Origin of the sequence: Enhygromyxa salina (genome assembly GCF_000737335.2) — a bacterium.
GTDB classification, from domain to species: Bacteria; Myxococcota_A; Polyangia; order Nannocystales; family Nannocystaceae; genus Plesiocystis; species Plesiocystis salina_C.
Genome location: NZ_JMCC02000089.1, coordinates 38,292 through 56,489 on the forward strand (window position 1 = coordinate 38,292; position 18,198 = coordinate 56,489).

Below are 18,198 nucleotides of genomic sequence, written 5' to 3' on the forward strand. Positions count from 1 at the left end.
GCAACCCAGCCTGCAATGCAGCACCGCGGCAAACTCCTGCTCTCGCTGGCGACGATCCTGTTCGTCGACGCGGCGACGATCATGGCCCCGGCACCCGCTGTCGCGGCGCCGGGCCGCGACTTCGATCTGGACGTCGCAATCGAGCGCATCGAAGACGTGGAGTCGGTGCTGGTCTCCGCCGAGAACGCCGCCAACCTCGAGCGCGAAGAGACCGAAGAAGAGCTCGCCAAGCGGGTCGTGACAGGCCAGCTCATGCTCGTCGATCGCGACGTGGAGCGGGCCGCGATCGTGTTCTTGGACGTGCTCGAGAACCACCCCGGCAGCCTCGCCGCGAGCCAGGCGCTGTACTTCCTCGGCGAAGCGCTGGCCCTGCTCGAGATGGATCGCTGGGCGATCGAGTGCTTCAACGGCAACCTGATCGACAACAGCGAAGACGGCCGCCGCTATCACCAGCGCAGCATGGCGCGGATGTTCGACCTCGCGGTCCCGCGCCAGGATCAGGGCTTCGCCCGCCGGCCCGGGCTCTCGGCCACCCCCGAGGTCCGCGCGCGGCTCGAGGCGATCGGCATGAACGTCGACATCGCGCCGCCCGAGGGCAAGGTCGACGAGGCCGTGATCACCCGCATCGCCCTCGCCGTCGCCGCGATCGCCCCCGAGCAACGCGAGCTCGAGCTGCGCTACGCCTTCGGTCGCTGGCTATATTTTCGTGGCGATCACGTCGGCGCGATCACAGAGCTCGACAGCCTGTCGCCGTTCAGCGTGCCCATGTCCGGCGGCGGCCTCGGGGCCAAGTGGCGGATCCGTGCCTCGTACTTCGCCGCGACCGCGGCGTTGGCCATGGGCGCGACCGACGAGGCGCTCGGGCGGTTCGAGGCCATGACCGTGGCCACGCCGATCAACGAGCGAGACAAGCGGATCGTCGAACTCGCGTGGCTGGCCCGGGCCCGCATCCACCACGATCTGAACGAGACCGACCTCGCCGTCAAAGCCTACCGGCGCATCTCTCGCGACTCCCCGTTCTTCTCAGAGGCCATGTACGAGACCGCCTGGACCCTGCTGCGCGCCGGCAGCTACGAGCGCGCGCTGCAGGCTCTGGATCTGTTGTTGGTCTACGATCCCGACGGCCCGATCGTCCCCGAGATCAAGCAGCTGCGCGGCAAGGTCAAGATCCAGATGCGCGACTGGCAGGCCGCCGAAGGCGAGTTCTTGGCCCTGCGCCGCGAGTTTGACGAGCTGTCCCAGCGGCTTGGCCGGCAGCTCGAGGCCAAGGCCGACGCCGCCGGGTACTTCTCGGCCGTCGCCGCCGAAGACATGCAGCACTTCTCGCTTGGCGCCGTGATGCCGGTCGAGGCCGTGCCCGTCGCCGACACGCTCCCGCGCGCGGTCCAGACCGTCGCGCTCGCGCAAGAGGTCGGCGAGGTCGAGCAAATGTTGTTCGAGACGCGGGCCCTGCTCGCGCGCATGGAAGAGGCCGTCAAGGCGACCGAGCGCGCCCGGCTGTTCACGGACCTCGGCGCGCACCTGAGCTCGCTCGACTCCGCGGATCTAGAGATCATCGAGCTGCAAGAGAAGCTGCTCGTGCGCGCGCGAACCGGCATCACCGGGGCCGGGATGGCCGACATCGAGGCCCAGCGCCAAGCCCTGCGCAAGCGCGTCGACAACCCGCTTGGCGACGGCAGCAGCCGCGACGACGTGACCGGCGGCCTGCGCGAGCACGCCGAGCAGCTGCACCAGCTCGATCTCACCGTCCAGGCCCTCCGCGCCCAGCTGATCGCAACCGAGCGCTACTACGAAGAGACCCGCAAAGATCAGCGCATCAACCCCGAGGGCTTCCTCAAGCAAGCCGCCGAGCTGCGCGACGAGGTCGCCGGGCTCGAGCTCACCGTCGCCACCTTGGAAGCCGACGTCGAGCGCGTGCAGACGGCCCTGCGGTTCTCGGATCCATGGGCAGAGGCCCAGCGCAACGCCGTCAACGAGTACGCGGCGTTCCTGAACCGTGCGTTCGCAGCCCTGATGAAGGTCCGGTCCGACGCCAGCGCGCAAAAAGTCTGGGACCGCACCGTGTCCCTGCGCGGGCGCGTCAACGAAGGTCGCGAGCGGCTCGACAACGCCGCCGGCCGCCGTCTGCATCGGGCGATCCAGATCCTCCGCGAAGAGCGGGTCAACCTCGATCGCTACAAGGTCGAGCTCGAGGACAAGAAGGGCGAGGCCCGCGTGCTCGTGGGTGAGGTCATGCAGGCCAGCTACCGCGACGTCGTGGGCGAGCTCGCCAACCTCGTGACCCGCTCCGAGGTCGGCCTGCTCGACGTCGCCTGGGCGATCCAAGAGGTCGAGTCCGAGGAGATCCGCCGGCTCGAGACCACCCGTGACCGCGAGACGCGTGAGCTCCAGCGCGTCATCGACGAAGCCCTGGAGGAAGAGTGATGAAGCTCTCCGTCGTCAGCGCGATCAGCCTTGGCTGTCTGTGTTTGGTGTTGGGCACCGAGGTCGCGGCGTCGGGGCCAACCAAGACCTCCGGCGACCAGCTGATCGGGATCCCAGGCGAGCCTGGCTCGGGTGTCGGTCGCGTCGTCGAGGGCGGCGGCGACCCCAACCGCCTGCAAGCGCCGCTGCCTCGGCGGCCCCGCAACGACGACGAAGCCAGGGCGATCGGCGAGCTCGAAGAGATCTTCGAGCGCTTCGAGTCGGCCGCCGTCGCCACCGAAGACACGCTCCGCGACCAGCTGATCATCGAGTTCGAGCAGGGTCAGCAGGAGCTCGACAAGAGCTACGAGCGGGAGCTGCGAGAGCACCGGGCCCAAGCTCGCTCGCTGCGCGCCAAGGCGATCACCCGCTACGAGGACTTCCTCGCGCTGCATCCAAACGACGCCGCGTGGACCCCCGAGATCATGTTCCGGCTCGCGGAGCTGCACTTCGAGTCCTCGCTCGAGCGCTACCAGCGGCAAGAAGACGCGTGGCAAGAGGAGCTCGTCGCGCTCGAGAAGCGCCGCGAGGCCGGCGAGCAGAACCTGCCCGACATGCGGCCGCCGCCCACGGTCGCCTACGAGCGCTCGATCGAGCTGCTCACCCAGGTCGTCGGCGGGTTCCCCAACTACGCGCTCAACGACGCCGCACTGTACCGCATGGGCGTGCTGCTCTACGAGAGCGAAGAGTTCGACGCCAGCCGCCAGGCGTTCTTGGCGTTGTCGTGCGCCAACCGCTACGGGGTCCCCAACGCGGACTTCTCCAATATCGTCTCGACCTCGCAGTTTCGGCTTGGCGACTATCAAAATTGCACGCCGCTGTCGGACAAGAGCACCTTCGTCGCAGAGAGCTGGCTGCGCGTCGGCGAGCTCCACTACGACGTCGAAGAGCTCGATCCAGCGCTCGAGGCCTACACCCAGGCGCTGGGCGAGCGCGGCAGCAGCCTGTTTGCCCAAGCGCTGCTGCGGATCGCGTTCACGACCTACCTCAAGCGCGACTTCGCCGGCTCGATCGCCCGGTTTGACGAGTACATCCTCTACGCGGACTCGCTCAAGGGCACCGACAAGTACGACGACGAAGCGGCCTATCGCGGTGACGTGATCCGCTGGATGGCCAAGACCTACAACGAGGAGGACTGGGACGGCAACGGCCGCCGCGACAAGGTCTACGGGCTCAAGCGGCTCGAGCAAGACTACGCCGAGCGCAAGGACGAACCCCACGTCCCCGAGATCTACGCCGCCTACGCCGACTTGCTCGCCTACGAGACCGAGTTCGAGGGCGCGGTCGAGATCTACGAGCTCGCGCTGTCTCGCTGGCCCCTGGCCGCCGCCGCGCCCGAGATCCAGTCCAAGATCCTCGACGCGTGGAAGGCTCTGCGCGACGATCGAAACATCACGGAAGCTCGCGACAAGCTCGCGACCAACTACCTGCGCGGCACCAACTGGTACTACGCCAACGAGAACGACCCCGACGCGATCGAGCGGGCCTTCAAGCTGGCCGAGGACGCCCTCGTCGCGACCGCCGTCGATCACCAAGCCCGCGCCCAGGCGCTGCGCTCCGATGGCGACACCGCGGCCGCCAAGCTCGAGTACGAGATCGCCGCGCGGGCCTACGCCGCCTACCTCGAGCGATTCCCCAACACGCCCAGCTCCTACGAGTACCGCTACAACTTCGCCGACTCGCTGTACTACTCGGATCAGTTCCTCGACGCGGCCAAGCAGTTTGCGATCGTTCGCGACTCCAACCTCGACAATCGCCTGCAGGCCGACGCCGCGAGCGGCGTGGTCTCGTCGCTCGAGTCCTACGCCGAGGTCCAGATCGCCGCTGGCAAGTACACGCTGCCGGACATGCCCAAGGACACCGACGCGGGCCCCTATGAGCCGCTGACGATCCCGCCGCTGGCCGCCGCATTGCAGTCCGCCTACGACCGCTACGCCGAGCTCAACCCCGACAACGAAGACGTCGCCGAGATCATCTTCAAGTCCGGCGCGATCAGCCAACGCCACAACCGCTTCGTCGACGCCCGCCCACGCTTTCAGCGGGTCATCGATCGCCACTGCGACACCGACGTCTCGATCAACGCGAGCTTGGCGATCATCGACGGCTACTCGCTGCAGGGCCAGCTGACCGAAGAGATCGTCAAGAACATGAAGAACTGCGGCACCGGCGACGCCAAGACCGAGTTCGCCGGCAAGCTGCGCTCGATCGGCAACGCGGTGATCTTCCAAGAGGCCACCTTGCTGTTCGAGGCCGGCGAGTTCGAGGCCGCCGCGGATCGCTACGTCGCGCTCGTCAATCAGGCCCCCGATGATCCCAACGCCGACAACGCGCTCAACAACGCCGCCGTCGCCTACGAGAACATCGGCCGGTTCGAGAGCGCGTCAAACACCTACGAGCGCATCTACACGACCTACAAGCCGTGCAGCGCGCCCAAGCTCAAAGAAGGCGAGAAGTGCAGCGAGTTCGCCGACTACGCGCTGCTGCGGACCGGCTACAACCACTCGCGCTTCTTCGAGTTCGAAGAGGCCGTCGACAAGTACATCGTGCTTGCGACCCACGACGACTACAAAAATAGCGAGTACCGCCTGACCGCGCTGCGCAACGCCGCGAGCTTGCAAGACAGCCTGCAAAGCTACGAGAAGTCGGCCAAGCTCTACTACGAGGTCGCCAAGAAAGCCGAGAGCCCAAGCGAGAAGGCCGAGGCGATCTATCGCGCCGCCGAAGTGCTCGAGAAGGCCGGCAACGACAGCAAGACGATCGCCGCCTACAAGGCGTATCTCAAGGATCACGGCGGCCAGTCCGACCAGGCGGTCCGCGAGGTCGAAGCCCACCTCCGGCTCGGCCAGCTCTACCGCAAGGGCAAGGATCGCAAGTCCGCGACCCGCGAGCTGCAGGCTGCGATCGACTTGTTCGCGGCCCGAGGCCTGCAAAACGGCACCCCCGAGGCGGCAGTCCCGGCCGAGGCTCAGTTCCTGCTCGCGGAGTACGAGCTCGAGGACGTGGTCAAGCTCAAGATCAAGTCGACCAGCAACAAGAAGATCGGCGAAGAGGCCAAGAAGCTGTTCGACGCGCTGGTGAAGGTCGCCGCCGAGTACGACAAGGTGTTGACCTACCGCTCGCTCGACTGGGTCCTCGCCGGCATGTTCCGGCGCGGCTACGCGTTCGAGACCGTCGCGGCCACCGTGATGGACTCACCCGTGCCCAGCCAGCTGCGCAAGGGGTCGGAGGCGTACTACGCCTACAAGATCACGATCCAAGACCAGATGGAGCCGCTCACCCAGAAGGCTGTCCTCCTCTACGAAGAGTGCGTCAAGCGCAGCAAGGAATTCCACATCAACAACGTGTGGACCGCCAGGGCGCTCGAGCGCCTGAACGTCTACAAGGCCGACGAATACCCCTCGCTGCGTGACGCGGCGCTGACCCTGGAGCTGGAGGACCGACGATGAAGCTGACCCCAACCTCGCTCGCGACCAGCTTTGGGCTGACCTTTCGGCTGACCCTTCAGTTGGGGCTGTTCACGCTCGTCGGCGTCGGCGTCGGCGTCGGTGGGTTGGCGGGCTGCAACAAGCAAACCCAAGACACCGACGCCCCCGACGAGCTCGAGCTGCCGCCCGAGAAAAAAGTCGCGGACACGACCACCAAGCCCAAGACCGATCCAGACCCCAACGCGGAGAAGGTCGCCGCCAAGCCGATCGAGACCCCGCCCAAGCCGGTAGTCACCCCCGGCCTCGATCGCGACCCCAACCAAGAGAAGGCCAAGATGAAGCGCTCGCGGCAGACGAGCGCCAAGGCCAAGCTGCTGCTGCGTTCGGGCCAGAGCGACAAGGCGATCGCCGAGGCTCGCAACGCGCTGCGCGACCACGAGCAGAACGTCGAGGCCATGCTCGTGATCGCCGAGGCGTTCTACAGGCAGGGCAAGCACGAGCTCGTGCTGTCGGTGACCGGCTCGATCCTCAATGTCGATCCCAAGGTCCTGGGCCCCGAAGAGAAGTCCCAGGCCTACAACCTGATGGGCTTCGCGTACCTGCAGGCGGGCTCGCGCGGCGAGGCGTTCAAGTCGTTCAAGAACGCGGCCGAGACCGACGACAAGAACAGCTCGGCGTGGAACAACCTCGGCGTCCAGTACATGTGGCGTGGCGAGCCAGTGACCGCGCAGAGCTGCTTCGAGTACGCGGTCTCGCTCGACGCCAAGTTCGCCGAAGCGCAGCTCAACCTGGGCTCGGCGCAGCGGGCCAACGGTCAGATCACCGAGGCCGAAGCCTCGTTTCGCACCGCCTCGAAGCTGCGTCCCGACTGGGCCGAGATCCACTTCAACCTCGGCGTGCTGTACCTCGACGCCGAGCAGATCCCCAAGCACGACGAGACCGCCAAGCTCGACGCCGCGATCAAAGAGTTCGAGACCTACAAAGCGCTGGTCGCCAAGGGCAAGACCTCCGTCGAGCGCAGCAAGCAAAAGCGGGGGCCAACCGACGCCATGGGTAACGAGCTCGTGACGGTTGCCCAGGCCGACCTCTACATCAAGGCCGCCAACAAGGGTCTCGAGAGCGAGGAGCGTCGGCAGGAGCGCGAGGCCAAGCGCAAGCAAAAGCAAGCAGAGGCGCCGACCGAGCCAGAGGCCGAGCCCGCTGGCGCGGAGCCCGAGCCCGCGAACCCGGCGGACCCTGCGAAGCCGGCCGAGCCCGCCAAGCCGGATCCGAGCGAGCCACCCAAGGCGCAGGCCCCAGGTCAAAAGCCCGCTCAGCCGGCCGAGAAGCCCGCTCAACCCGCCGAGAAGCCCGCCCAGCCCGCCGAGAAGCCCGCCCAACCCGCGGAAAAGCCCGCCCAGCCCGCCGAGAAACCCGCCGAGAAGCCGCCCGCGCCCGTCAAACCACAGAATCCGCAGTCACCGCAGCAACCGCAGCCACAAAAACCCAAGGTTCTCAAACCTGGGGGGTGATCTTGGCTGCCAAGGACCGCTTTGATCTGCTGAGGGGCCCACGAGCCGGCGAAAACCTCAGGCCCGAGCTGAAAACAGTGGTCTCGGGAGATCTCTCAGGAATGCCAGGCGTTCGTCGGCCCCGGAAGATGCGAGCCAACCCCCAGCGGATCCGTGGTATGAGCAGCCGGCGCCACAAATTACCTGGCCGTGGGGACGGAGCATTCGCACACGGTACTTTCACTGCAGGGCCTGTCCGATCTAAGATGCGCGCGATCGCTGGCGGCCCAGCACAGATCTCCAGCGCATTGCTCGTTCGCTCTCCAGATGGCCACAATGGCCCCCAGAAACCCGAGAAACGCGATATTCCTCGGGTTGCGTCTCGGGTTTCGTCAGGGCCATGTGCGAGCCCCGTCCCGCCAAAGTTCCCTGAATGTCGCCTGATCGCCACGCCAGTGGGCCACAACGCCCTGAACACCCGTCGGCGATCTGAACACGAGAGCATGGGAGCCGCGCCGTGTTGATACGAAAGCTCGCTTTTTGGGTCTTGGCAGTCGCTGGGGTTTTGTCTACGATGCTGCTTCCTTGCCAGGCACTCGCACAGGATCCGACACCGGAAGGTGGCTCCACTGCCCCCGCATCGGGGTCGGGTTCGAAGAGCTCAGGCACCAAGCGGATCTCTCTCGACGACGAATTCCTCGTCGAGGGCAAGTTGGAGAAGCCGAGCGCCTTTTTCGTGTTCAAGCGATCTGCGCTGGACCACGACTGGGCTCGCCTTGACGCGAAGTTCGCGCCTCTCGTACTCGAGTCCGTTCAAGATCCTTTGTTCTAACACCAGTCAAAAGCGCAGCGTGCGCTGCTGACATTCACCAACTTCTCGTTCAACCACCACCACGCCCCCTCGGGCAACGCAGCACTCGGGCAAGCACAGCCCCTTCAGGAGGACACCGGTCATGGGTGATTTCGCAACGTTCTACGCCAACGGCGGCGTGTTCATGCACGCCATTGCGCTCTGCGCAATTCTCGGCCTCGCCGTCATGGTAGAGCGCTTCATTTTTCTGTTTTTCCGTTTCAACATCAACGGACAGCAGTTTTTCAACCAGATTCAGAAGCTGGTGATGGCGAACAACATTGATCGCGCCATCAAGCTCTGCAACGCCGCCGACAAAGCCGCGCTCGCTCGCGTGGTCAAGGCTGGCCTGACCCGCGCGAACAAGAGCGAGTCCGACATCTCGGCTGCCATCGAAGAGTCGATGCTCGAGGTCGGTCCCGCGATCAACAAGCGCGTTCCAATGATCGCCGCGATCGCCAACATCGCGACGCTCCTCGGTCTGCTCGGCACCATCTTCGGCATGTTGGAGGCGTTCCGCGCCGTTGCCGACGCTCCCGCCGACCAGCGCTCCACCGCTCTGGCACGCGGTATCGGTATCGCCATGAACACCACGGGCTTCGGTCTGATGGTCGCGATTCCGCTGCTCGCCGCTCACATCTTCATCTCCAACTTGGCGAAGAAGATCTCCGACGAGGTCGAGCTCTACTCGGTCAAGCTGGAGAACCTGCTCGCGGCGCGCGTGCGCCACAGCTAGTCAGTCGGGCGTCCAAGTGCTGCGGTCCTGGGCCGCGGGGGCACAACCCTCGCGGCCGCCGACCAAAACCACTGCAATGGGCGTCGTGCTCGCCACTTCTCGAGCCCTGGATAGGGCACTCCTTCGAGGTACACCATGCGCGTAAGGCATAACGAAGAGCTGGAAGTCGAGGAAGCCAATGTGCTTCCCGTCATGAACATCATGTTCCTTCTCATCCCGGCGCTGCTGCTGGCCATGGAAGTCGCGAGCTTGGCGGCAATCGCCGTGTCTCCGCCCAAGTTTGCGGCGGCTCCTTCTCCCAAGAAGGAAGAAGAGAAGAAGGAAGAGAAGCCCTTGAAGTTCAAGGTCTTCATCCTCGACGACGGCTTCCGCGTCACCACTGCGTCCCAGCAAGAGGGCGCCGAGGCTGGCAAAGAGCAAGACAGCACGGGTCCAAGCATCCCGCTCGCCAAGCCGAGCGCCGACGCCACGGACTACGAGCGCTACGACTACGCTGCGCTCGAGGCCAAGGCCAAAGAGCTCAAAGAGATCGCCAAGCACGAGACCGTGGTGACCATCAGCGCGGAGAACAACATCCCAATGGCGGTGTTGATCAACACGATGGACGCCGTTCGCGGGACAGAGTGCAAGTTGCTCACTATCAAGGAAGACGAAGAGATTCCGCCGGAGTGTCTGTTCTTCCAACCCATCGTCGAAGCCGGCGCCGGCTGAGCCTTCCCCTCTCGCCCTCGAACCCACAGGTCAAGGAGTCGTCATGAGCATGACACCCGACGAGCTCTTCAAGCTCAAAAAGGAAATCAAGAAGGCCAAACGCCGCCACAAAAAAGATGATGTGGCGAACCTCGGGCTGACCTCGTTGATGGACATTGTCGCCATCATCGTGGTGTACCTGCTCAAGTCGTATGCCTCTGATCCGATCTTGATTCAGCCGATCTCCGAGCAGAAGATCCCCATGTCCCGCATGGACATGCCCATCAAAGAGGGCATTGCGATCTACATCTCCTCGCGCGAGCTGATCTTCAACGAGGAGCAGGTCGCAACCCTGACCGACGGCGAGCTCGATCCCAACGTGGTGCAGGGTCACGTGATCCGCCCGCTCTTCGAGAAGCTCGAAGAAGAGACCGAGAAGTCCAAGCAGGTGTTCGAGGCCCGCGGCGAGGAGTGGGTTGGCCACGTCATCTTGATTGGTGACGAGGCGCTCAAGTTCTCGACAATCGTGGATCTGATGTACACGGCAGGCCGCCTCGAGTACTCGGAATACTCGTTCTGCATCATCCAGAAGGGCTGAGCACCATTTGCAGCCATCGAGCCCGATAGCGCCTTTTGCGCTGTCGGGCTCGCTCGTTTTTGGCCTTCGCCGCAACATTGGGCGCGCGTTTGATCGATCTACCCACCGGCTGCAACTTCTACGCTGCGCGCTCTGAAACTCATGTGAAGGCTCCGTCGCAAGAGGGACATCGATCCCTTGGCCACAATCTTCTCGCTGCTATGCTCCGCTCATCTTCGCTGCCAGGCGCCCACGCGAAGCCAGTCTCCGAATGCCGCCTGAAAAGCGGGTGAGAAGCCTCGCCCGAGCTGACCACAAACTATCAAATGTCCGCCGCAAAGCGCCCCAAAGTCCTCCGAGTCGCCGTCATCGTCGACGGCGAATCGTGCGAGGAGCTCCACCAGACGGAGCCGGGAGATGTGATCATCGGCCGGGCTTCGGGCTCGTCGCTGAGCATGGGCCCGAGCCTGGACCTCGAGACGGGGGTCGCCGCAGAGGCAGGCCCCCAAGCACAGACGCTGCCCCGCGCGCTCATGGTCATCGGCGCGCTGATGATCGTGGTCATGGGCGGGCTGTTCGCCTACGAGGTCAGCCAGCACGTGAGCGCAGACGCCGTGCTCTCGGGCCCAACCGGCGGCGAGTCAACCGACGACGAGGGCACCGACCTCACCAGCACGATCGCGCTGACGCTGGCGTTCTTGGGCGTGTTCCCCCTGATGACCGGCGTCACGATGCTGCGGGGCCGACGCGGTCGTCGCAAGCGACCGCTGACGGTCTACGACGGCTGGTCGCAGCCCACGGACTACCGCAAGCGCGCGCCGATCTGGCTGGCGATTGGCGCGGTGGTGGCCCTCGGTGGCGGCGGATTGTTCGCCTACGAGGTCAACCAGCGCGCTCCCTCTGAAGCCAACGCCGACGTCAAGCGCGGCGACATGCAGGCGTTCAAGGCGGAGGAGCAAGGTGGCACGGGCGGCTTGGGCCTGATCATTGGGTTGCTGGGTCTGGTGCCCCTGGTGATCGGCACGATGGGCCTCAACGAAGCGCCGATCAAGCCACGCAAGCGCCCCCCCAAGGGCGGCCACGCTCCCCGTGAGCACACGCTGTTCGAGTGGGTCCCCAACGAGGGCGTCTACTACATCAACATTCCGCCCGAGACCCGCGGCAAGATCGCGCTGGGCTCCAACAAGGCCAGCGTCGACCAGCTCCGCAAGCGCTTTGGCGCGGGCGCGGGCGCCAACGAGACCCTGCGGGTCAAGCTTGGGACCAAGACCAAGGGCAAGCTGCTCATCGGTCAGACCAAGATCCTGTTTCAGACCGCCAGGCCCGCGAGCGCAGCTGCGACGCCCGTGTTCCCGGTCGAGTACGTCGATCCGCTCACGCACCTGCGCCCCTCCAGCCTCGACGCGGCCTCGTTTGGTGCCGCCGCGGGGGTCGCCGTGCTGCTCAGCGTGTGGTTCGTGTACTTCGCGGACCGCACCCCTGCCCCGCCGGCGGAGCGCTTCGTGCGAGAGATGGGCATGCCCGCCTCCTTCTACGAAGAGAAGGAAGAAGAGCCCGAAGAGACCGAAGAAAAAGACGCGCTCGTCCAAGAAGACAAGAAGGAAGAGAAAGAAAAAGAAGAGAAGGAAGAAGTAGAGGACAAGCTCGAGAAGCCCGAGAACGTGTCCGAGGCCGCGTTCCAAGAGGCGCGTGGCGTGGGTGTGGCCCGCGTGCTCGGCACCTACGGCGGCCCCGGCGAGGGCACCGTGCTCGACGTGATCGAAGGCACCGAGAACAACCTCGGCGATCTGTTCGCGCAGGGCATGTCAAACACAGAGGAGTACCGCGGCGGCGAGATCGGTGACTTCGTCGCGGGCGGCGGCGGCATCACGTCAACCGGCACGGTGGCCAAGAACGCCGGCATGCAGACCGGTGACGGCCCGGCCGAGGTCGGCGCGACCGACAAGAAAGAGCGCAAGGTCTCGGCCAAGAGCAGCACCGACGACGTGGTCGGCGACGTCGACAAGAAGTCGGTTTCGGCAACCATCCGCCGACGCATGCCGGGCCTCGAGGCTTGCTACGAGAAGGCGCTGCGCTCCAACCAGAGCCTCAAGGGCAAGATGACCTACACGATCACGATCAACCCGACCGGGCGCGTGACCGACGTGGACATCGAAGACGACACCGTCGGCGACGCCTCCGTCCGCTCTTGCACCATCGCCAAGATCAAGAGCTGGCGGTTCTTGTCCGAGGGCGCCGAAGAGTCATCGGAAGTGACCTTCTCCGTCGCGTTCACGGGCTAGCTACCTCCAGGTCTGCCCTGTAGTTGATTTGCTCGGCAACGCCGGGCAAGCTGGTTCGAGGGCTCGCGGTTTTCGCGGGGCCTAGAAAATCAACTGGCCGCAAAGGATCCGCTGGCGCCGGCCATCTACCCCTGGAGGACCTCATGACCGACCGCCAAATCTCTCGTAATCACCGCTCGCGGGCCCGGCTCGTGCCGATTGCGTCGCTGGTCGTCATCGTTGGGTTGACCGTTGGCCTGGGTCTTGGGGGCACCGTTTGGGGCGCTCCCCCGGCGGATCCAGCGGATCCAGCAGATTCAGCGGCGCCCGCGACTGCAGAGTCCACACCACAGAGCGACGCCAGCGCAGAATTCGACGCGATCATGGACGCGGATCCCACGTCGACCCCCGCCGCGGTCGATCCCGGAGCCAGCGACCTGCCGCCCGCGCAAGAGCTTCCGCAAGTCTCCGTTCCAGGAGCCAGCTCGCTCCGCGGCCAGATGGAGTCGGGCATGTCGGATCTCGGTGAGCTCGCGGTCGAGGCCCGCAACGACGCCGACCTCGTTCGCGCGACCTGTGTGCTCGACAAGCAAGATCGCGCCAACGACGTGATGGATCTCGGCACCAGCGAGCTGCTGGTCATTCGTGACCCAGGCGCGAGTGAGCAGGCCAGGGGCTTCGCGCTCGAGAAGCTCGAGGCCGCGGCAAATCGCATTGATCTACTCGTCGAAGAAGCCAAGGCCTGCTCAGGTCAGCAGGGCCCGGAGGACGAAACCGACATCGTGCGCAACGACTCCGACGAGCCCCGAACGATCCCCATGTGGGATCCCAGCTTGGGTCTTGGTAACAACCCAGTGCCACCCCCCATGGATGGCGGCTGGCCGCCGGTAGCGAGTCCGATCGAATGATCCAGCTCGCAGCCGGCCCACGCTCCGCCCGCACGCGGGCCACGAAGCCGGCCCCGCGACTGATCAAATGATCGGAGTGGCCAGCTCGGCCACCATCTAACCCTTGAACTGCAGGTCTACATCACCGCGAGGACGCCTCGAGCTCTTGCTCGTGTTCGTGCTGTCGCTGTTGGTGCTGGGACTGGCGCCGCGCTTGGCGTTGGCTTCGACGCCGGGCGGCCCAAGCATGGCGCCCGGCAACCCAGCAACGCAGGTGCCCAGGGTCGCGGACGGGCCGGGGCTCAAGACCGGCAAGAACTCCACCTTTCACGGTGGCGCGGCCCTGTCGATCGGCTTCGACTCGAACGTGTTCTCGGAGGTCCGCGCGCGTCGGCCCCAGCGGGCCGCCTACGCGCTGCCCTCGGTGTGGCTGACGATCGAGAACCGTCCGCTGCGCGCTGGCCTGCTCGACACGCCAGCCAAGAGCACCGGGCGCAAGGTCGACTATCACCTCGGGTTGCTGGCCGGCTGGCGCCTGTACTTGACCGGTCGCCCCACGGTTTGGCAGGCCAGCAAGCTCAACATCGCCGCCACCGCCAGGGTCACGTTCGCGCCGGGGCGACGGTTCTCGTTCGCGATCGAGGACGACTTCAACCGCATCGGCGAGCCGACCAACTTCGAAGCTGGGCGCTCGTACAACTTCAACCGCTTCGACAACTCGGCGGCGCTGCGCTTCTTGATCCGTCCCAGCGGCGGGCGGCTGAGCCTCAACGTCGCGTACCGCAACGAGATCCTGTACTTCGAGAGCGGCAGCATCAGCACGGCGGATCGCATCGTCAACGGCGCCGAGACCGAGACCAAGTACCGGTTTCGGGATCGCAGCGCCTTCGCCGTTCGCTACGCGTACCACTACACCTACTACCTGTGCTGCGTGGACACGGGGATCGGCCGCAACGAAGACTCGCACGCGCACCGCTTGCTCGGCGGCTACGTCGGCCAGCTCGGCAAGAAGGTCGTGCTCGACGTGTTCGGCGGCTGGGGCTGGGGCCTGTACAAGCAAGACACCTCGGGGCCCAACCACAAGAATTTCATCGGCTACGCGGCGCTCGGGGTGTTCCCTTCGCCCAAGACCCAGATCGGGCTGCGCGTGGGTCGCGACTTTCACGACTCGGTGTTCGGCAACTACTTCACCGACGTCGGCGGATCATTGGTGGCCAGCCATGTGTTCCCGTGGAAGATGGGCCTCGACGCGGGGCTTGGCATCTATGCGCGTCGCTACGCGGGGCTGCCGATCCCCGGCGTGGATACCCAGCAGATCACCGGCTACACGGCCGCCGACGGGTTCGTGCGACGCGACACGCTGATCTCCTTCAACCTCCAGCTCGAGCAGCCGATCGGCAAGTACCTGGTGGCTGGGCTTCGCTACGCGGTCGCGGCGGATCTGACCGACTTCGTGGTTGACTACGCCGACGGGTACTCGAACCCGGGCCGCTTCACTCGCAACCTGCTGATGGGCTTCATCGCCGTGAGGTACTGACGTGCGCGGCGTCGCCGGGTTGGTCGGGCTGATCTCGCTGGTGTTCGCGGTGCTGACCGCCGGCTGCTTCGAGCCGGATCACAGCCTGATCCCGCCCGCGCAGCCGGTTGAGGTGACCTCGGGGCTGACCGCTGGCGACGTGTTCGAGGTTCGGGTGTTCGGTGAAGAGGACATCGGCGGGACCTTTCAAGTGCAAGGAGACGGGACGATCGACTTTCCGCTGATCGGCCGGGTCGACGTGACCGACAAGACGCAGGCCGCCCTCGCCGCGCTGCTCGAGCAGCAGCTGGGCGACGGCTACCTTCGCAGCCCGCATGTCACGGTGATCCTGACCTCGCGGGAAAACCTCGAGGTCAGCGTGCTCGGGCAGGTCTCGAAGCCCGGCACGTTTCCCTATGCAGAGAAGTTGACGCTGGTCCAGGCGATCTCGGAGGCCGGGGGGCTCAACGAGCTCGCGCATGCGCGGCGGGTGAAGCTGACGCGCAAGGGGCCGACCGGCGTGGGGACCTACGAGGTCTCGGTCAAGGCGATCACGGATGGCCGTGAGCCGGATCTGCTGCTGCAGCCGGGCGACATCATCTTCGTGCCCCTGGCCCCGATCTAGTCATTACCCCCACATGGACCTTGGCACTTCGCAGGTCACTCGCTTCGCTCGCTCCCGATGAGCAGGCTGTTCGCATCCGCATGTGTGGCCCCCTAGAGAGGCGAACCGCTAAATCCCACGCACCAGTGCACGCCTGGGGCCGTCCCTGCCGTTGTCGACTCGGCGCTCGCAGTATCCCGATACAGCTTCGGCCTCGCTCCTAGTCAGGAACGGCCCCAGACGCACCCTGGCACGCGCGATTTAGCGGTTCGCCTCTCTAGAAGGGGGCTCGCGTGGCTTCGCCGACTGCTTTCGGCGAAGGGCCAAGATCCTGCCCCCACATGGACCTTGGCACTTCGCAGGTCACTCGCATCTGCATGTGAGGCCCCTGGAAGGGGGCTCGGGTGGCTTCGCCGACTGCTGCGGGTCAAAGGCCCTGCGTGTTTGGCGTTTTTTTCGTCGGTGGGCGGGTTCGGATACACTGCTGGGTGGATGACGGATCCGAACATCGTCCTGGGGATCGACCTGGGCACGACGAATTCGGCCTGTGCGGTCGTGCAAGACGGGCGGGCTTCGGTGGTTCGTCGCGGCGAAGATCGCATCGTTCCGTCGGTGATCGCGGCGCTCTCGAACGGGGAGATCGTCGTGGGCAGCGAGGCGAAGCTGCAGAGGGCGATCGATCCGGCCCAGGTCGTGTACAGCGCCAAGCGTTTGATCGGCCGGCGGTTCTCGTCGCCCGAGGTCCAGCGAATGATGCGGTCGATGCCGTATCGGATCGTCGAGGGCAACAACGAGTCGGTGATGATCGAGGTCGGCAGCCGGCGCTTGAGCGTGGTCGAGATCTCGTCGTTGATCCTCAAGTACCTGCGGCAGATGGCCGAAGAGGCGCTTGGGCGGCGGGTCAAGAAGGCCGTGATCGCGGTCCCGGCCAACTTCACGGACTCGCAGCGCAGCGCGACGCGGATCGCCGCGCGGCTGGCTGGGCTCGACGTGATCCGGGTGATCAACGAGCCCACCGCGGCGGCCCTGGCCTATGGCTACATCGAGGACATGGATCGCCGGATCGCGGTCTATGACTTTGGCGGCGGGACCTTCGACGTCACGCTGCTGCAGATCACCCGTAACGTGTTCGAGGTGCTGTCGACCTCGGGCGAGATGTTCCTGGGTGGCGACGACGTCGACGCGGTGATCCTCGAGCGCATGGCCGCGGTCTACATGCAGCAGCATGGGGTCGATCTGCGCGGGGATCCGCGGGCGATGGAGCAGCTGCGAGCGGTCGCCGAGCAGGTCAAGATTCAGCTGTCCGAGACCTCGCACTCGTCCATTCGCGTGCCCAACGTGCCGCCGGGCAGCAACCGCGACCTCGAATTCTCGCTGTCAGAAGCGGAGCTGCGCAACATCGCGGGCACGATCGTCCGACGCACGATCCCCGTGTGTGAAGACGCGATGCGGGTCGCGGGTGTGGGCGCGTCGCAGATCGACGAGATCGTGCTGGTTGGCGGCACCACCCGCCTGCCGATCGTCCGCGAGGTCATCCAAGAGATCTTCGGCAAGCCACCGCAGACATCGATCAACCCGATGAGCGTCGTGGCCGTTGGCGCGGCGATCCAGGGCGCGGCCCTGCTCGGCTCGTTGGTGCCGATGGCCAGCGGCGGGGTCTCGATGCCGAGCATGGCCCAGAGCGCCGTGCTGCTCGACGTGACCCCGCGCAGCCTCGGGGTCGGCACGATCGGCGGCAACGTCGACTTCATCATCGAGCGCAACTCCGTGATCCCCGTCGAGCAGACGCGCGTGTTCACGACCACGACCGACAACCAACGCTACGTCCGCATCCAGGTGTGCCAGGGCGAGAGCTCCAGCTTCGACGGCAACACCAAGCTGGGCGAGATCCTGCTGACCGGCCTGCGCGAGGCGCCGCGCGGGTCGGTGAGCATCGCCGTGACCTTCGAGATCAACACCGACGGCTTGCTCGAGGTCCGCGCGCTGGATCAGGACACCGGGCAAGAGCAGGTCGCGACGATGCGGGTGCTTGGTGGGCTCCCGCAAGATGAGGTCGAGGCGATCATGGCCCGGGCGCAGGAGCTGCGCGGACCCGGCGACGGCTCCGTGGCCCGCCGAGGTGGTGGCGTTTAGATCGCCCCGCCACATGCAGGGCCCAAACAGGATATGCTCCGGCAATGTCGAAGTCCGGCATGGGAGAGCTGGTCTCTGAGGTCGCGCGCCTCAGCAACGAGATCGAGCGGCTGAGCTACTACGAGTTTCTCGGGGTCACGCCAAAGGCTGACTACATCGGGATCCGTGACGCGTTCTACACCCGCGCGCAGCTGTTCCACCCGGATCGCTTCGTGTCGATGGAGGGCGAGACCGTCAAGCGGGCGGTCTACACGGTCTACAAGCGCATGACCGAGGCCTACCAAGTGCTCAGCGATCCCGAGCTGCGCTCGGCCTACGATCAAGGGTTGCCTTCGGGGGCGGTGCGGCTGGCGGCGGAGTCCCGATCCCGGCGGCTCGACGCTGACGAGCGCCAGGTCTCGAACCCGTTCGCGCGGATCTACCTGCGCGCGGGTCGGCGCAAGTACGAGGCCGGTGATCTCAACGGCGCGTGGATCGACTGCGAGCTCGGGCTGTCCCTGGAAGAGACCCCGCCGCTGCGCAACCTGCATGTCGCGGTCGTCAAAGCGCTAGCCGGTCGGTAAGCT

12 protein-coding genes are annotated in these 18,198 nt (G+C 65.6%); all 12 read left to right on the top strand.

The window, feature by feature from the left end; translation table 11 throughout:
* Positions 1-15: 15 nt before the first annotated feature.
* The 12 genes from DB30_RS29095 to DB30_RS29150 all read left to right on the top strand — a co-directional run bounded on the left by DB30_RS29095 (position 16) and on the right by DB30_RS29150 (position 18,195).
* On the top strand, positions 16-2,424 hold the full coding sequence (locus tag DB30_RS29095) for a tetratricopeptide repeat protein (protein ID WP_052555051.1): 2,409 nt from the start codon (positions 16-18) through the stop codon (positions 2,422-2,424).
* The gene (locus tag DB30_RS29100; RefSeq protein ID WP_052555053.1) at positions 2,424-5,909 is read left to right on the top strand and encodes a tetratricopeptide repeat protein; all 3,486 of its coding nucleotides are present in this window, start codon (positions 2,424-2,426) and stop codon (positions 5,907-5,909) included. The genes DB30_RS29095 and DB30_RS29100 overlap by 1 nt, the downstream gene beginning before the upstream one ends.
* Positions 5,906-7,399, top strand: coding sequence for a tetratricopeptide repeat protein (locus DB30_RS29105; protein WP_052555055.1), 1,494 nt, complete (start codon positions 5,906-5,908; stop codon positions 7,397-7,399). Before DB30_RS29100 ends, DB30_RS29105 begins: the two co-directional genes overlap by 4 nt.
* A gap of 932 nt (positions 7,400-8,331) precedes the next feature.
* Complete coding sequence (locus tag DB30_RS29110; protein WP_052555059.1) at positions 8,332-8,964, top strand: MotA/TolQ/ExbB proton channel family protein; 633 nt, start codon at positions 8,332-8,334, stop codon at positions 8,962-8,964.
* Between the two features lie 135 nt (positions 8,965-9,099).
* The gene (locus DB30_RS29115) at positions 9,100-9,675 is read left to right on the top strand and encodes a biopolymer transporter ExbD (protein WP_146661091.1); all 576 of its coding nucleotides are present in this window, start codon (positions 9,100-9,102) and stop codon (positions 9,673-9,675) included.
* Positions 9,676-9,718: 43 nt separating this feature from the next.
* Entirely contained in the window at positions 9,719-10,252 is a 534-nt protein-coding gene (locus DB30_RS29120; RefSeq protein WP_052555063.1) for a biopolymer transporter ExbD, read from the top strand.
* Between the two features lie 305 nt (positions 10,253-10,557).
* A complete protein-coding gene (locus tag DB30_RS29125) occupies positions 10,558-12,513 on the top strand; it encodes an AgmX/PglI C-terminal domain-containing protein (RefSeq protein ID WP_052555065.1) in 1,956 nt (651 codons plus the stop codon).
* A gap of 143 nt (positions 12,514-12,656) precedes the next feature.
* Complete coding sequence (locus DB30_RS29130; protein ID WP_146661092.1) at positions 12,657-13,400, top strand: hypothetical protein; 744 nt, start codon at positions 12,657-12,659, stop codon at positions 13,398-13,400.
* Positions 13,401-13,551: 151 nt separating this feature from the next.
* Complete coding sequence (locus DB30_RS29135; RefSeq protein ID WP_165703997.1) at positions 13,552-14,916, top strand: hypothetical protein; 1,365 nt, start codon at positions 13,552-13,554, stop codon at positions 14,914-14,916.
* 1 nt (position 14,917) lies between these two features.
* A complete protein-coding gene (locus tag DB30_RS29140; RefSeq protein WP_052555070.1) occupies positions 14,918-15,520 on the top strand; it encodes a polysaccharide biosynthesis/export family protein in 603 nt (200 codons plus the stop codon).
* A gap of 471 nt (positions 15,521-15,991) precedes the next feature.
* Entirely contained in the window at positions 15,992-17,632 is a 1,641-nt protein-coding gene (locus DB30_RS29145) for an Hsp70 family protein (RefSeq protein ID WP_052555072.1), read from the top strand.
* Between the two features lie 44 nt (positions 17,633-17,676).
* Entirely contained in the window at positions 17,677-18,195 is a 519-nt protein-coding gene (locus DB30_RS29150; RefSeq protein WP_146661096.1) for a J domain-containing protein, read from the top strand.
* Positions 18,196-18,198 lie beyond the last annotated feature (3 nt).

What these genes read in the sequence shown, in the direction of transcription:
- DB30_RS29095 (WP_052555051.1), top strand. Translation starts at nt 16, where the DNA reads ATGCAGCACCGCGGCAAACTCCTGCTCTCGCTGGCGACGATCCTGTTC.
- DB30_RS29100 (WP_052555053.1), top strand. Translation starts at nt 2,424, where the DNA reads ATGAAGCTCTCCGTCGTCAGCGCGATCAGCCTTGGCTGTCTGTGTTTG.
- DB30_RS29105 (WP_052555055.1), top strand. Translation starts at nt 5,906, where the DNA reads ATGAAGCTGACCCCAACCTCGCTCGCGACCAGCTTTGGGCTGACCTTT.
- DB30_RS29110 (WP_052555059.1), top strand. Translation starts at nt 8,332, where the DNA reads ATGGGTGATTTCGCAACGTTCTACGCCAACGGCGGCGTGTTCATGCAC.
- DB30_RS29115 (WP_146661091.1), top strand. Translation starts at nt 9,100, where the DNA reads ATGCGCGTAAGGCATAACGAAGAGCTGGAAGTCGAGGAAGCCAATGTG.
- DB30_RS29120 (WP_052555063.1), top strand. Translation starts at nt 9,719, where the DNA reads ATGAGCATGACACCCGACGAGCTCTTCAAGCTCAAAAAGGAAATCAAG.
- DB30_RS29125 (WP_052555065.1), top strand. Translation starts at nt 10,558, where the DNA reads ATGTCCGCCGCAAAGCGCCCCAAAGTCCTCCGAGTCGCCGTCATCGTC.
- DB30_RS29130 (WP_146661092.1), top strand. Translation starts at nt 12,657, where the DNA reads ATGACCGACCGCCAAATCTCTCGTAATCACCGCTCGCGGGCCCGGCTC.
- DB30_RS29145 (WP_052555072.1), top strand. Translation starts at nt 15,992, where the DNA reads ATGACGGATCCGAACATCGTCCTGGGGATCGACCTGGGCACGACGAAT.
- DB30_RS29150 (WP_146661096.1), top strand. Translation starts at nt 17,677, where the DNA reads ATGTCGAAGTCCGGCATGGGAGAGCTGGTCTCTGAGGTCGCGCGCCTC.